This window comes from Krasilnikovia sp. MM14-A1259 (genome assembly GCF_047159535.1).
In the GTDB taxonomy this organism is placed as follows: domain Bacteria; phylum Actinomycetota; class Actinomycetes; order Mycobacteriales; family Micromonosporaceae; genus Actinoplanes.
The window spans coordinates 7,622,911-7,638,049 of sequence record NZ_BAAGAJ010000002.1 but is presented as its reverse complement, the minus strand read 5'-3'; the positions used below and the strand labels follow the sequence as shown (position 1 = coordinate 7,638,049).

Sequence of the window (15,139 nt, the reverse complement as noted above, 5' to 3'; positions counted from 1 at the left end):
CGGCGATACGAAGTAGACAGAGGGACTAAAGGAATGCACATTGCAATCACGGGCGGCGCCGGAGTTCTGGGCCGCAACCTTGTTCAGCGTCTGGTCGAGGAAGGTCACCGCGTAACGAGCCTCGACCTGTCGTTGGCTCCTGAATACACGAACTACAAGCAGATCATCGGCGACATCCGCGACGCGGACGTTGTCCGCTCTGCGATCTCCGGGGCCGACATGGTGGTCCATGCAGCTGCTGCCCTGCCGAGCTACAAGCCGCAGCAGATCCGATCAATCTCGGTCGAAGGCACGAGAACGGTGATGGCCGCTTGTCACGCTGCCCGCATCGAGCGAGTCGTTCACGTCTCGTCATCGGCGGTCTACGGCCTGCCGGACATCGTCCCCACGACCGAAGATTATCCGCGCGAACGCGTCGACCCGTACAACTGCGCCAAGATCGACGCCGAGTTGATCTGTGAGGATTACCGCGCCAAGGGGATGTGTGTTCCTATTCTGCGACCGAAGACATTCCTTGGCCCGCACCGGCTCGGCATCTTCTCGATGCTGTTCGAGTGGGCCGAGGAGGGTCACCATTTCCCGCTGATCGGCGGCGGCCATTTCCGCAGCCAGATGTTGGACGTCGATGATCTTGTCGATGTGGTGAGCACGGTCATCCGTCTACCGGATGCACTGGTGAATTCCGAATTCAACGTGGCCGCATCCGAATTCACCACGTTGCGCGACGATTTCCAGGCCGTGTTGGATGCAGCGGGTCACGGCAGGAGGGTCATCTCCCTCCCCGCGAGGCCTGCCATCGGCGTGCTGCGCGCACTGGAGATGCTGGGCGTGTCACCCGTCTACAAGCGGCTGATTTACAAGCTCAGCCGCGATGCCTTTGTCAGCACTAACCGAGCCGAAACGATATTGGGTTTCGCGCCGCAGCACTCGAATCAGGACACAATCATTCGCACCTTCCGCTGGTGGCAGAACCAGAAGTCGTCGGAGCGGGCGGTGGTCAAGGCCGGAAGAACCAGTCGTGAGCCCTGGAAACAGGGTGTCCTCGGTCTGGCCAAGGCGGTCTTCTGATGGCTGTCTCCGAGGAGTTGCGGTCGACCGGTCGCTGGAGATCGCGGATCTCGCGAACTTTCGCTCGCTGGACATCGCCGATGCCGCCATCCTCCGGTCGCTGGAGGAGACGTCTGTCTGTCTTCGTTCTCGCGATGGCGATACTCTGGCTCGTCTTCGCGGTCTCACAGGAACTGCTCACCGGAAAGGTCTGGTTCTGGGTACTTCCGGGCCTGATGCCACCGATCGTGTTCGCCGTCGCTCCACCGATTCTGATGATCGCGGCGGCTCTTCTCAGGCGGTTCCGGTTGCCCGTCCTGGTGCTTGGCATCGCCTCCTTCACCATCACCGTACCGTCGTCGGGTATCAACTTCGCGGCGTTGCTTCCACGCAATACGCCAACCGGAGAGGGCCACCATGTGCGCGTCGTACAGATGAATACCGACTACTGGGGCCAGCTCCGCGAGGGCACGCTATCCGATCCGCGCGACAAAGAGGCCATGCTCAAATATCTCCGTGGCCTGGACGCCGATGTCTACTTGCTGCAGGAGCACATGACGCGTGTCGGGGACCTGGCACTACCGGTAACAGATCTGTCGGATGTCGCCAGGGTGTTCCCGGAGTACCGGGCTTTCACGGCCGGAACGCTACTGACGCTCACTCGGCTGCCGGTAGTTGACCACAGGGTCGTCGATGCCGACACCGGGTCGAGTCTGGCCCTTCCGCCACCGCCCTACGAGTTGATGGTGAATGTTCAGGTCGGCGACCGCGTACTGTCGATGTACAACGTGCATATGCCCATCCAGATCATCATCGAGCAGAATTGGTTCACACGCGACTTCTACAAAGAGATCGAGCGCCGGCATATCATCCGGCACGATGAGTTCAGGGTCCTGACCAAAGATGTGGTCGCCAATCCCAATCCTCTCATCGTGGCGGGGGATTTCAACACGAGCCCGGCCATGGGAGATATTCGCGGCCTCCTGGATGTGACACACGATGCGGCACGATACAGCGGGAGGCTCTACCCATCCACCTGGCGTGTGGGGGGTCAGCTTCCCATGCTGTGGCGCAACGACTGGTTTCTGATTCGCAACAACATCACGGTCGCCGAGTTTCGCAGCCTTGATCCCGAGGGCAACTCGGATCATTTGGCCCAATCCGTGGATCTGGCCATCTCCAAGTAGCCCAACCCCCGCGGGAGGAGGTTCTTCACCGAGCAATTGGACGAGGGCCTACGTCCGTGCGGCATGATCGACCTGCCGGCGTAACGCGAGATGAGCCGCCCGGTACAACAGGCATGGGCCGTCAATTCCCCGCAGTCGGCCCGCCGCGAAGACGTGACGACCACCTTCCGGACGAGTTCGCCCGCTTCGCGCTCACGAGGAATACCTCGAGGCTCTCGGCTGGCCTTCAGCAAACTTTAAACATCTTCTCGCCACGATGGCCCGCCTAGCCAGAGCCCGCCTGGGCTGCCTGTACGGCGTGTCGTTCGAAGACGTCCGACCTTAATAGGCAACACATCTACCGATGCTCGTCGAAGTATGCCCAGGGCGCAACCATCCGTAGAGAACCCAGGCATGCCGCACAGCACCCCTTGAACACACGCCACCAGGACGCAACCCTCTGATCCGAACAACCGCTGATAGGAGGAACCTAATGTCCGCTAGGCAGTGGCTCAACGAGCCCGTCATATGGTCCGACGAGGGGCGGAACATCCGCGCGGTCACTGACGCAAATACAGACTTCTGGAGACAGACCTACTACGGCGTCACTCTCGACAGCGGACACTTCTACCGCCAAGAGGTCCGCGGGAACTTCACCACGGAAGTGACTCTCTCCGGCGAGTACGAAACGATGCACGACCATTCGGGCCTGATGCTACGAGTTGACGAACAAAATTGGCTTCGGGCGGGAATCGAATACGTGGACGGCACGACGCACGTCAGCACCGTGATCACCCGCGAGTTCTCGGACTGGTCGATGGCACCGTGGCCGCAGTATGCAGGATCGCTTCGCATCCGACTGACCAGACATGAGACCGCTGTCCGAGTGCAGTGCCTGGACAACGACGGGTCCTGGAAGCTGGTCCGGCTCGGCTATCTGAATCTCCCCGGCACCGTGCAGGTGGGCGTCATGTGCTGCTCCCCGGAACGCGAGGGCTTCGCCGCATCCTTCTCGAACTTCACTATCTTTGATTAGGCGACCAGCGAGTAACAGTTCTGTCGGCGCCGTGCTGCCGGGCCTCGCCCTCAGGCGCGATATTCATACCGCAGCAGCCAGCATGCCGCCGTTTGAGCACTGCTGGAGATGGCAAGCCGGATGCGCCCGGCCAGCGCTGACCCCCGGTGCCCGTGCCGCCGTCCACGAGCCCTGACGTGTCGCCCGTCTGGTGCGCTCAGGTGCTGCCCACCATGGATGGGGATCACGATTGTGGGCTATCACCGGCGGCCCGCGGCGCGCCGTGCCTAACGGCGTGGCAACCGCCTTCGGAATCACCCGCAAACCCTGGACACCGGATATCTGCCACAGCGGATGGACGGCTGCGAGTGGTGCATCATCCGGGCGCTGACATTGCCACACCGGCGGCGATGAGGCCTGTTCCATTTGAGTCGCATTGACCGGGCAAACAGGCGAGGGACGACCGCCGGGCAGCGATGTTACTCGAAGCGGCGCAACGGTCCCGCCCCCGATGCGTTCTTCACGCTCTGCAGATCTGCTCGGTCTCGTCCCATGCCTCGTCCAGCGCCGCATCGCGCTCGCCGGTCAGGCCGTCCAGGTCGAGCCCGGCGATCTGGCCGTGGGCCGCCACCCGGTCACGCAGCAGCCGCGTCGTGGTCAGGGCCGCGCGTGTCCCCTGCGCCGTCACCGGGTCGAGGTGGTAGCCGCTGTCGCCGACCAACGCCCAGCCCGGCCCGGTCATCGGTCGCCGCAGCATCCGCAGCCGCCCGGCACCGGCGATCGGCGTGGTCCGCCGTCCCTGCGCCACCGCCGGGCCGAGGAGTGGTTCCTCGTGGACCAGTCTCGTGTACGCCCCAGCCGGGTGCTCCCCCGTCGAGCCGTGCACCTCGAAGTGGACGTCGCTGGCGATGCACCACTGATTCTTCCCGCACGGCGTGGCGATCAGGATGCTCGCCCCGCCCATCGAGAAATATGCCCGGTCGGTCGGCAGTGGCAAATCCTCGTAATAGGCCAGCATCGCCGCCCACGGCGACCGAACCGTCCGGTACGGCTGGGCGCCGAGATCGGTGGCGTTGCGGGAGCGGCGGCCGTCGGCGAGCACCAGCAGGTCGGACGTGACCGGCTGGTCGCCGTCGGCGGTGCGTACCGTCGCCCCGGTGACCCGGCCGTTCGTGCGCACGATGTCGCGTACCCGGGCCGGGCGCACCACGGTCACGTTGCCGCGGCTCTCGGCGGTCTGCATGAGGGCCGGGTCGAGCACTTCGCGGGGCACACTCATCCGGAACCCGTAGTCGTCACCCTGCGGGTAGTGGTGTTCGACGACCTCGTTGCCGGTGCGAAAGTCGTGGCCGAAGGTGCGCGGCGCGCCGCAGGCGAGCACCGTGTCGAGCAGGCCCAGTGCGTCCCACTCCAGGTTGCCGGCGCGATCCCAGGTGCTCTGCTGCGCCCAGAACGTGTCGGCCCGCGACGCGTCGACGACCAGGATCCGTTCGGCGTACGGCGCGAGAGCCCACGCCGTCGCCGCTCCGGCGATTCGCCCACCGGCGACGACGACATCCCAGTGCCCGGCGACGTTCACCCCTGGGGCCGGGTGCCGTTGATGGTGATCCGTTGGCCGTAGCGGGAGTGCGGGAAGTAGTCCCAGATCGCGTGGTGCTGCGTGCAGCGGTTGTCCCAGAACACGAGCGTGCCCGGCGTCCAGCGGACCCGGCAGGCCAGGTACGGCTGGGTCTGCACCAGCCCGAACAGCAGGTCGAGCAGCGCCCGGCTCTCCGCCTTCGACAGCCCGACGATGTGCGTGGTGAAGCCCTCGTTGACGAACAGCAGCTTCCGGCCGGTGTCGGGGTGGCGCACGACCACCGGGTGCTCGCTCTTGGGCACGACGTAGTCGTCCGGCGGCTGATACCCCTGCCACGGCACAAGGCCGTCGTGCACGGCGGTCAGCCCGTCGAGGAAGTCCCGCATCGGCGGCGACAACATCTCGTACGCCAGGTGCATGTTGGCCCACATGGTGTCGCCGCCGGAGCCCGATTCCGGTGTACGGGTGATGTAGAGCATCGAGCCGAGTGAGGGCTCGGCGTCGGCGGTGCCGTCGCAGTGCCAGCCGTCCCCGGCGACGAACTTGGAGTCTCGGTCGGAGCTGAGCTCGAGGATCACCGGGTCGCCGCCCTCGTCGATCGGCTGGGTACGCAGCGTGCCGAAGTGGGCGGCGAAGCGCTTGTGGTCCTCGGGGGTCAGCGTCTGGTCGCGGAACACCAGCACGTGGTGGGCGAGAAACGCCCGCCGGATCTCGTCGAGCTGGTCGGCGTCCAGGTCGCGGCTCAGGTCCACGTCGGACACCTCGGCCCCGATGATGGGGGTGATGGGCCGTACCGTGATGAGCTTGTACTCTTCGGGCGTGCGGTCGTTGAACTGCTTCATCGCGTCGAGCGCGAGCTGGTCCATGGTGGTCTCCGCCGTGGGGTAGGGGTGGCCGGGCTCAGAGCCCGCGGTCGAGGAGTTCGGCCAGGATCAGCCGGCCGAAGCTGAGGTTGCCGTGGATCGGGTCGTCGGGCTCGCACAGCTCGGGGCGCTGCAGGCCGTGCTCGTCGGTGACTCGGGCGCGGAGGTCGACCAGCTCGACGGCGGCCGGGGCGAGTGCGCGGCACAGGCAATCCTCGGCGGCCTGGAAGATGGTCGCGTCGGAATGCACCGGCACCCGCTGTGGCGGGAGCACGGCGAGCACCCGCAGCCCGGCGCCGGCGGCGTGGCGGTAGAAGGCGAGCGCGTCGGCGGCCATGGCCTGCACGATGGCGTCGAACAACTGGCTGGTGGTGAAGCCGGGCAGATAACCGCCGGCCGGGTCGCGGTAGATGCGCCAGTTCTCGGTGGTGGCGTAGAAGTGCGCGCTGAACCCGAAGGTCAGCACCAACGGAACGGTGAGGTCGGTGAGGTCGGCGGCGCCCAGTTCATCGAGGAAACCACGGTAGAGCCGCTGGGCTTCCTCCGCGTGGAAGGTGAGCGCCCCGTCGGTGACCGCGAAGAACGAGGCGGTGAACTCGCGCCCGGCGCCCATCGGGCCGCCCACGAAGGGCAGCCCGGCGGCCGTCGCGGCCCGCCCGATCGGCCCGGCGTGCGAGTCACCCATGAGGAGAAAACGGGCTTGGTCAGTGCGCGTTGTAGTAGTCGAGGACGGCGTCGTCACAGGACGGGTCACCTCCATTCACAGTGGAATGCGCGGACGTGCGCCCGAGGAAATGCCGCATCACGAACGCGACCCCCTCGGGGCTGACCGTACGCAGGTTGGCCTGGTAGAACCGGGCTCGGAACGGCGCACCGGTGATCAGCTCGTAGGACGGGAAGTAGTCGACGTCGTCGCGCTGCGCGGCGAGCTCCCCGGCGACCGCCCGCAGCACCGACTTGGCGTGCGTGCTGGCGACGAGCGCGTGCGAGTCCGATGCGGTCGCGGTGATCGGGTGCGGTGACACGGTCAGCAGCACCCGCAGCCCGGGGTTGACCGCCTGGCACAGCTGGATAGTCGCCGCGAGATCCTCGTACACCTCGGAGAAGGTGAGGTTGCGCAGCACGTGCCGGTCGGGGTCGAACGTGCCCCGGATGGTTCCCGGGCAGGAGGGGAAGACGGTGCCGTCGGCCCGGTCGGCCCAGGCTTCGGTCTGTCCCATGGTGAACACGAAACAGACGGCCGTCTCGACCGCACGCCGGATCGCGGCGAGAGTCGTCTGCCGGGCGGCGAGCAGGTCATCCAGCGACGCAAAGCCGGCCGGGTCGACGGAGGGCCGGTACGGGTCGAAGTGCCGCCCGTCGTGCTCCCAGCTCGACGCAGGTGGCTCGGCCTTCCCGAACGCCCACTCGACCCACTGCCGCAGCAGCGCTGTCGTGTAGATGTTGCCGGTGCGGAACGAGAACTCGCCATAGTGCCGGTCGGCCCGCTCGGCGGCGCTCAGCCCGGGCGGCGGCAGCTCGGCGACGTACCAATGCATCCCTCGCTCCAGCAGTGCCCGGCCGATCTCCCGGGCGAAGCACGACCCGGCGGTGATGATCGGGTCGTCCTGGCCGATGGCGAACTTCGGCCGCCACACGTCGGTGATGTCGAGGGGATCGGGTTCGGCGACGCCGGTTCGCCAGAAGGCGCGGGCGGGCTGGTCCTGGTAGGGGTTTCTCGGGTCAGCGGCGGTGAGCCCGGCCCGCAGCAGCCCGGCGACGGCGGCTTCGTGCTCGCGCAGGAAGAAGTGTCCACCGGAGAATTCCGTGACGTGCGGCGGGTAGGTCGTCTCCCGGGTCCAGCCGGCCACCGGGTCCGTGACCACGTGCGGGTCGTCCGAGGCGTGCAACACGTGGATGGGCAGCGCCAGCGGCGGCTCGGGCCGGTAGGTGTAGTGCTCGTTCATCGCGAAGTCGGCCCGCACGGCGGGCAGGATCAGCTCGACGAGCTCGCGATCTTCGAGGAGTTCGGCGGAGGTACCGGCATACTCGCGCAGCACGTCGATCAGTTCATCGTCGGGCAGGTCGTGCACCCGCCGGCGCTGCGAGCGCAGCTGCGGCCCTTCGGCGCCCGACACCCACAGCGCGACCGGCACCGGCCCGCCCGCCCGGCGCAGCGCCCGGGCGATCTCGAATGCGACGAGCGCGCCGAAGCTGTGCCCGAACAGCGCGAACGGCCGGTCGGCAAGCCTGCTCACCGCGCCGGTGAGCTGCTCCACGAGCGGACCGAACTCGCCGATCGGCGGCTCGAACAGCCGAGAGCCGCGCCCAGGCAGGGTCGGCAGGAGCAGTTCCACGTCGGGGCCGAGCGGGCCGGCCCAGGCCAGGAAATCCGCCGGGTTGCCGCCCGCGTGCGGGAAGCAGAACAGCCGGGTGGGTCCGGCCGGTCCAGTCACCCGGCTGAACCACGGGTCGACGGTTTCGAGTATCACGGTGTTTCCTCGATGCGGTGGGCAATGGCGGTCACGTGCGGGGGCCGCACGATGCCGTAATGGGTGGTGCTGACCGGCTCCCAGGTGGCGTCGCCGGGCAGCCGGTCGCGCCAGGCCGTCCACTGCGCGGCCGGGTCGACCGGTGCGGGCAGCCCGGCGGTCGCGCCGGTGGCCAGCCACAGCCGGGCCGGAGTCGCGGCCAGCCGGGGCAGCCTCGCCTCGGCCATGGCGGCCAGGTTGGCCCGGCAGCACCGGGCCAGCCGCTGCGCGTGCTCGGCGGCCGTGTCGCTGCCCGGCGCGCTCAGCTCCGCTGCGAACACCGTCGCCAACTGCTGCTCGTCGTAGCTGCCCAGTGCCGGGCCCGCATCGGGCAGCGGCGGGTCGAGCAGGTCCAGCGCGGCGACCGGCCGTCCGGCGGCCTCGGCCTCGGCGGCCATCGCAAGGGCCACCCACGCGCCGAACGACCACCCGCCGAGCCGCATCCGCCACCCGGTGTGCGGGAAACGGGCGTCGAGGGCGGCCAGATAGCGCTTCGCCCGCTCGGCCACGCTCCAGCCGGGCGGCCCGCCGTCGCGCAGCCCGGGGTCGGCGATGAGGCACACGCTGAGCGCCGGGCCGAGCGCAGCCACCAGCGGCCGGTACGCGCCGATGTCACCGCCGACCGGGTGGATCAGGCACAGTACGTCGCGGCCGGTGCCGTGCTGCCACACGCTCACCTCGACCGCGTCACCACTCGGCCGGCCCGCCACCGCAACCAGGTCGAGGATCTCGCCGAGGCTGACCCGGTGGCTGAGGTCCGACAGGTCCAGGCCGACGCCGTAGCGCTCCTTCACCTCCGCGATGAGGTCGAGGAGGGTGAGTGAATCGGCGCCCAGGTCGTAGAGGCAGTCGGCCGGTCCGAAGTCGGTGCGCCCGAGCTGCCGGCCGAGGAACCCGGCCAGGTCATCGCCCGGTTCCGCCACGACCGGCCGGCCCGTCTCGTAGAAGCCGCGGGCCGTGTCGATGTCGGTGGTGGTGATCAGCAGCTGTGGCAGACCCAGCCGCAGCGCGTGGCCGAACTGCGTCTGCCCTTCGGCGCGGGTCAGGCCGACGGCGAGATGGGCCTGGTGCCGCTCGTCGTCGGCCAGGGCGTCGCGGGCCATGCCGGTGTCGCTCCACACGTCCCAGTTCAGCGTGCTGCGCACGGTCGTCTCGGCCGGCCCGGAGCGGTGCCGGGCGAAGCCGTCGAGCAGACCGTTCGCGGCGGCGTAATCGAGCTGCCCGACACCGCCGAGCAGGCTGGCCATCGACGAGCAGTACACCGCGAACGCCGGATCGAACCGGGCGATGAGCCGCTCGACGAGCAGCGCCCCGGCCAGCTTTCCCGCGGTGGTCGCGCCCATCGCCGCCGCGTCACGCCCGGCGATGACCGCTCCCGCCCCCTCCCCGGCCGCGTGAACGATGCCATCAAGCCTTCCGGTGTGCGCCGCGATCACGTCGTCCACCGAGGAGGAGGTCAGGTCGGCAGCGATCACGTCGACTCGGTCAGCCCACGGCCGCAGCGCGTCGGGCAGGCCGGGCCGGCGGGCCAGCAGCAGCACCCGCTCGGCGGACGCAGCGAGCAGCTGCTCGGCGACGGCCGAGCCGATCCCACCGGTCCCGCCCAGCACGAGATACACGCCGTCCGGCGAGACCGGCAGGTCGCCGCCCGACGGCCGGACCGGCAGCAACTGCGGCTCCCACCAGTACCCGGACCGCAGCGCCAACCGCCGCGGCAGACCATTGGCGTCGCCCAGCAGCGCCAGGACGGCCGCGGCCCAGGTGCGCGGATCCGGATCGGGCAGGTCGAGCCAGTGGGTGTCGACTCCGAACTCCTGCGGCACCACCTCACACGCACCGGCGAGCAGCCCGAGCTCAGGACGCGAAACCGTACCCTCGGCCGGTTGCGCCGCGTGCGAGAGCCACCAGATGCGGACCGACCCGGGCATTGCCTTGAGCAGCGCGGCCGGGGTGTCCAGGCAGGCCCAGCGGGCCCGGTCCAGACTGTACGCGTCGACCGGGCCGGTCACGGTGAGCGGGAGCGCGTGCAGCCAGTCCATACCGGACGGTCCCGGGTCGCCGATCGCGTCGACGAGCAGCCGCAACGAGGCCGGCTCGGCGGGGTCAACGGTGAACCGGTCGGCACCGAGCCGCGCAAACCGCTCCCCCACCGCGACCCGTACGAGCCGCATGCCGGGCAAATCGGGCAGGTCGGCGCCGACGACCACGACGGTCCCGGCCGGTCCTGTGGTGGTCGTGGCCCGGTGCCGACGCACCCAGTGCGGCTGGCGCAGCCACTCGTGCGCCGGCAACCGGGTGGCGCCGCCGTCCAGGAAGTCGTAGTCGGCGAGGTCGAACGTGGGCGGCGGAAAATCCCACGGCGGCTGCGCCGGACCGGCAGCCGGCGCCGCGGCAACGGTGACCCGCTGCGGCTCGGCAGTCCGCAGGAACGCCACCGCCGAGGCCACGTCCGGGCAATCGGCCGCAATCTGGAACACGTGCCGCGGCCGGCCGGACCGCAGGTGCCGAAGCACCGCCCGCAACTGCCCCGGGTGGGTCTCCAGATAGGCGGCGACCCGGTCGGCGTCGGCGCGCAGCGCGGTAGCGGACGGGCTGGACAGCACCAGCTCCGTGGAGTCCGCCACGACCGGCGCTGTGCCGGGGTCCGGTGCCGCGAGGACGAGATGCGCGTTGGTGCCGCCGATCCCGAAGCTGCTCACCGCGGCGACCCGGGGCCGCCCGGCGGGCCATGCCTGCGCGGTGGTCGGCACGTAGAACGGGGCGAGGGGTCCGATGCGCGGGTTCGGCCGGTGGAAGTCGACGCTCGGTGGCACGACCCCGTGGTGCACGGCGAGCACCGCCCGGATCAGCCCGACGACCCCGGCGGCCGCGCCGAGGTGACCGAGCTGGCTCTTCACCGTCGCCAGGGCAACCTCGCCCTCAGGAAGGTCCAGGGCCTGGCGCAGGGCGCCGACCTCGACCGGGTCGCCGAGCTCGGTGCCGGTGCCGTGCGCCTCGACGTACCCGAGGTCGCGGGCGGTGTAGCCGCTGCGGCGCAGGGCGGTGCGGATCACCTCGCGCTGGCCGGGCAGCGACGGCGCGCTGTAGCTCATCTTCGCGGCGCCGTCGTTGTTCAGCGCCGAGCCGGTGATGACGGCGTAGACGGTGTCGCCGTCGCGGCGGGCCAGCCGCAGCGGTTTGAGTACGACGACGCCGACGCCGCTGGCGCCGACAGTGCCGGTGGCGTCGTCGCTGAACGCCCGGCAGTGCCCGTCGACGGAGAAGATGTGCTGCGGCCGGTAGCGGTAGCCGTCGCGCAGCGACGGGTCGACGAGGACCCCACCGGCGAGCATCACCTCGGCGTCGCCCGAGCGCAGCAGCCCGGCGGCGACGTGCACCGCGACGAGCGAGCTGGCGCACGCGGCCTGCACGGTGAACGCCGGGCCGGTCAGGTCGAGGTGGTAGGCCACCTTGGTGGCGAGGAAGTCCTTGTCGTGGTGCAGGGCGAGCTGGAACGGGTCGGGCAGCCGGTCGGGGTGGCCGTCGCGGAGCATGGCTTGGAAGTAGGTGTTCTCCCCGCAGGCCGCGACCAGCCCCACCGACGCGCCGGACGGGTCGGCGATGCCGGCGTGGGCGAGCGCGGCGACGGCGGTCATCAGCAGGTGCCGCTGCTGGGGGTCCATCAGCCGGGCTTCCTGCGGGCTCAGACCGAATCGGCCCGGGTCGAACGCGAGCAGCCCATCGAGCTGGCTGCGGGCGCCGACGAGTCCGTCGGCGCCCGGGAAGTACTCGATGCCGCGCCGCCCCTCGGTCACCATCGCCCAGAAGGCCGCCAGGTCCGGTGCGCCCGGCAGGTTCACCGCAATCCCGACGACCGCGATCGGCTCGTCGTGCGCCGCCGCCGCTGGTGCGGGGACCGGGTCCGGCGACGCAGCGGGTGAGAGGTGGGCGGCGAGCCGACGGATCGTCACGTGTTCGAACAGCTCGCCGATGCTCACGGCCAGGTCGGGCTCGCCCGAACAGCGCAGCTGGAACCGCATCAGGTCGAGGCTGGTCGCACCTGCGTCGAAGAAGCGCTGATCGGGGTGGGGGCGCCGGCCGGTGACCGCCTCGAACAGGCCGGTCAGCCGGGCCTCCCACGGAGACAGTTCCGCGGCCGGCGCGGCCGGACCGAGTGAGCGGCCCGCAGCGGTGAGGGCCCGGAGCCGGTCAAGCTTGCCGCTGGCGGTGCGGGGCAGTTCGGCCAGCAGACGGTACCGGCCGATGTGCACGTACGCGGGCAGCAGCCCGGCCAGGTGGGCGTCGAGCGACGCCGCGTCGACGGCCGGGTCGCGGCTCTGCACGCACGCGACGAGCCGGTCGCCGTCGCGGACCACGACCGCGTTGACGATCGCCGGGTGCCGCAGCAGCGCGGCCTCGACCTGGCCGAGCTCGACCCGGTGCCCGCCGAGCTTGACCTGCTGGTCGGCGCGGCCGAGGAAGTGCAGCAGCCCGTCGCGACCGGTGTACACCCGGTCGCCGGTACGGAAGAACGAGCCGAGGCCGTCCTGGTGGGTGTACCGGGCGGTGTTGAGAGCCGGGTCGCCGAGGTAGGCGGGCCGCACGAACGCGCCGCCGATCCACAGCTCTCCGGGGCAGCCGAGCGGCACCGGGGTACCGGCGGCGTCGATCACCCGCAGGTGGGTGTTGGCGACCGGCCGTCCGATGGCCGGCCGGTCGGGCCAGCCCGCCGGGTCGCCGTCGAGCACCAGCGCGCTGACCACGTGGGTCTCGGTCGGCCCGTAGTGGTTGTGCAGCCGCGCTCCGCGCAGGCCGCTGAACCACTGCCGGATCGCCGGGGTGCAGACGAGCTGTTCACCGGCGGTCACCACGTCGCGCAGCCCGGTCGGGAAGCGGCCGAGCCGGGTGCCGGTCTCGGCGAGCAGTTGCAGCGCGACGTACGGCAGATGGATCCGCTCGATCCCGGCCCGGTCCAGGTCGTCGAGCAGGGCGGACAGGTCGTGCCGGCCGCCCGGCCCGATGAGGTGCAGGGTGCCGCCGCCGCACAGGGTGCCGTAGATCTCCTGGAAGGACACGTCGAAGGCGAGCATCGAGAACTGCTGGGTGCTCGCGCCGCCGGGCAGGTCACCGGCGCCGACCTGCCATTGCAGCAGATTGGCCAGCAGTTCGTCGGAGACGTCCACGCCCTTGGGGGTGCCCGTCGAGCCCGACGTGAACAGCGTGTAGAGCGGCCGTCCATGGTGTTCGGGCGCGATGTGCGCGGCACCGGCGGTGAGCCGCACCGGCAGTTGCGGCACGGTCCCGAGGTCCCCGCTGGACGGTGCGTCGCCCGCAACGAGCACGCACAGCGGCTCGGCCTGGTCGAGCACCTGGCGCAGCAGTGCGGGCGGGTAGGCCGGGTCGAGCGGCACCGCGGTGAGGTTCAGCCGGGCCAGGGCGAGCAGCGCGACCACGTGCTCGACGGAGGCGTCCAGGTGCAGCGCGACCCGCACCGGTCCGGGCCCGCCCGCAGGCAGCTCGGCCGCGAGCGCATCGGCGTACGCGTCGAGTTGCGCATAGGTGACCTCGCGCTCCCCGGCGACGACGGCAACCGCGTCGGGCGTACGCCGCACCTGCCGGGCGAACCCTTCGGCGATGCTCGGCCACGCCAGCTCGGTCACGGTTCCCAGGCCGGGCTCGGGCAGCGTGGCCCGGTACGGCGCGACCAGGTCGGCCAGGGTGCCCGGGCCGGCCGGGTCATCCGCGGTGAGCCGGTCGAGCCCGGCGAGCAGCAGCCCGGCCATCGCCTCGACCTCGGCGGCGGTGAACGCGGCGTCGGCGAACTCCCACAGGCAGTCGAGGCCCTCTGGGCGTTCGATCACCGACAGGGTGAGCGGGCACTTCGGCTCGGCCGGCGCCCGCCACAACGGCCGGCTCTCACAGCCGGGCAGGTCGAGCGCGGTGACGTCGGTGTTGTCGAGCACGAACAGGAAGTCGAACAGTTGTCCGTCGCCGCGCGGGCCGGTGTCGGCGAGCACGTGGGCGAGGGCGACGTCCTGCCGGTCGAGGACCGCCCGCACCGCGGCCGCCAGGCCGGTCAGCTGGGTGGCCAGAGCACCGCCCGGGTCGAGACCGAGCGGCAGCAGCACGGTGTTGGCGAACATGCCGACGCTGCCGGCGAACGCCGGATCGGGCCGCCCGGCCACCGGGCTAGCCACCCGCAGGTGGGTACGGCCGGTGACCGCGTGGACGCTCCAGCCGAACAGGCCGAGCAACACCTCGAACCGGGTCAGGCCGAGCCGGGCGCCGACGCGGACAACGAGGTCGCGCCGATCCGCGTCGAGCTCGGTGACGAGCAGCCCACAGCGGGCCCGCCCGCCGCCCGGCTCCCGCACCGCGGTCTCCGGCGTCTCGGCGTACTGCTGCGCCAGCGCCGTCCGGCGGCGCTCGTACTCGGGATGCGCGAACCATGCCTGCTGCCAGTGCGCGAAGTCCAGCGGTGTGTGCGGCTCCTCCCCGTCGGTCGGCCCCGCGGACAGCTCGGCGAGCAGCACGTTGATCGACTGGCCGTCGACGGCGATGTGGTGCGCGTTGAGCACGAGCGTCCCGCCGCTGTCCCCGGGTAGCCAGGCCACGCGCAGCAGCCGTGGATCGGCCAGGTCGAACGGGGTGCCGACGAGCCGGTCGAAGCAGGCCGTCCAGTCCTCCCCCGGCCGGGCATCGCCCCACGGGTCGTAGGGCTCGGCCACCTCCTGACGCAATCCTCCGGGTGTGCCGGCGAACGCAGTCCGCAGTGCCACATGGCGCTCGACCAGCCGCCGCACGCTCGCGCGCAGCGCCGGGACGTCGACCGGCCCGGTCAGTTCGAACGCGAACCCGACGCTGTAGGCGCAGGAGGCCGGGTCCTGCTGCTGCAGCAGCCAGAGCCGCTCCTGCTCGGAGGTGGCCGGGGCGGACCGGGCCCCCGACGGCGAGCCGGCCAACGGGTGGCCCGCATCGTC

8 protein-coding genes (1 of these 8 cut by a window edge) are annotated in these 15,139 nt (G+C 70.4%); 3 read left to right on the top strand and 5 right to left on the bottom strand.

Annotated elements, in window-relative coordinates; genetic code table 11:
• Positions 1 to 33: 33 nt before the first annotated feature.
• The 3 genes from ACMCNK_RS34510 to ACMCNK_RS34500 all read left to right on the top strand — a co-directional run bounded on the left by ACMCNK_RS34510 (position 34) and on the right by ACMCNK_RS34500 (position 3,249).
• Complete coding sequence (locus ACMCNK_RS34510; RefSeq protein ID WP_412740518.1) at positions 34 to 1,068, top strand: NAD-dependent epimerase/dehydratase family protein; 1,035 nt, start codon at positions 34 to 36, stop codon at positions 1,066 to 1,068.
• A 134-nt stretch (positions 1,069 to 1,202) separates the two neighbouring features.
• A complete protein-coding gene (locus ACMCNK_RS34505; protein WP_412740517.1) occupies positions 1,203 to 2,234 on the top strand; it encodes an endonuclease/exonuclease/phosphatase family protein in 1,032 nt (343 codons plus the stop codon).
• A gap of 472 nt (positions 2,235 to 2,706) precedes the next feature.
• On the top strand, positions 2,707 to 3,249 hold the full coding sequence (locus tag ACMCNK_RS34500) for a DUF1349 domain-containing protein (RefSeq protein WP_412740516.1): 543 nt from the start codon (positions 2,707 to 2,709) through the stop codon (positions 3,247 to 3,249).
• Positions 3,250 to 3,748: 499 nt separating this feature from the next.
• Here ACMCNK_RS34500 and ACMCNK_RS34495 read toward each other — a convergent pair whose 3' ends face one another.
• The 5 genes in view from ACMCNK_RS34495 to ACMCNK_RS34475 are tightly spaced (at most 34 nt apart) and all read right to left on the bottom strand, a layout consistent with a single transcriptional unit that may run on beyond the window.
• Complete coding sequence (locus tag ACMCNK_RS34495; RefSeq protein ID WP_412740515.1) at positions 3,749 to 4,807, bottom strand: NAD(P)/FAD-dependent oxidoreductase; 1,059 nt, start codon at positions 4,805 to 4,807, stop codon at positions 3,749 to 3,751.
• Complete coding sequence (locus ACMCNK_RS34490; RefSeq protein ID WP_412740514.1) at positions 4,804 to 5,673, bottom strand: TauD/TfdA dioxygenase family protein; 870 nt, start codon at positions 5,671 to 5,673, stop codon at positions 4,804 to 4,806. The genes ACMCNK_RS34495 and ACMCNK_RS34490 overlap by 4 nt, the downstream gene beginning before the upstream one ends.
• Positions 5,674 to 5,707: 34 nt before the next feature.
• A complete protein-coding gene (locus tag ACMCNK_RS34485) occupies positions 5,708 to 6,355 on the bottom strand; it encodes a hypothetical protein (RefSeq protein ID WP_412740513.1) in 648 nt (215 codons plus the stop codon).
• Positions 6,356 to 6,374: 19 nt separating this feature from the next.
• Positions 6,375 to 8,141, bottom strand: coding sequence for a GSCFA domain-containing protein (locus ACMCNK_RS34480; protein WP_412740512.1), 1,767 nt, complete (start codon positions 8,139 to 8,141; stop codon positions 6,375 to 6,377).
• Positions 8,138 to 15,139: the 3' portion of an SDR family NAD(P)-dependent oxidoreductase gene (locus ACMCNK_RS34475; RefSeq protein WP_412740511.1), read on the bottom strand. It continues 1,683 nt past the right edge of the window; 7,002 of the gene's 8,685 nt are visible here — the last part of the coding sequence; its start codon lies beyond the right edge, outside the window; it ends in the stop codon at positions 8,138 to 8,140. Before ACMCNK_RS34475 ends, ACMCNK_RS34480 begins: the two co-directional genes overlap by 4 nt.

Coding starts and splice junctions, on each gene's coding strand:
- ACMCNK_RS34510 (WP_412740518.1), top strand. CDS start 34: ATGCACATTGCAATCACGGGCGGCGCCGGAGTTCTGGGCCGCAACCTT.
- ACMCNK_RS34505 (WP_412740517.1), top strand. CDS start 1,203: ATGGCGATACTCTGGCTCGTCTTCGCGGTCTCACAGGAACTGCTCACC.
- ACMCNK_RS34500 (WP_412740516.1), top strand. CDS start 2,707: ATGTCCGCTAGGCAGTGGCTCAACGAGCCCGTCATATGGTCCGACGAG.
- ACMCNK_RS34490 (WP_412740514.1), bottom strand. CDS start 5,673: ATGGACCAGCTCGCGCTCGACGCGATGAAGCAGTTCAACGACCGCACG.
- ACMCNK_RS34485 (WP_412740513.1), bottom strand. CDS start 6,355: ATGGGTGACTCGCACGCCGGGCCGATCGGGCGGGCCGCGACGGCCGCC.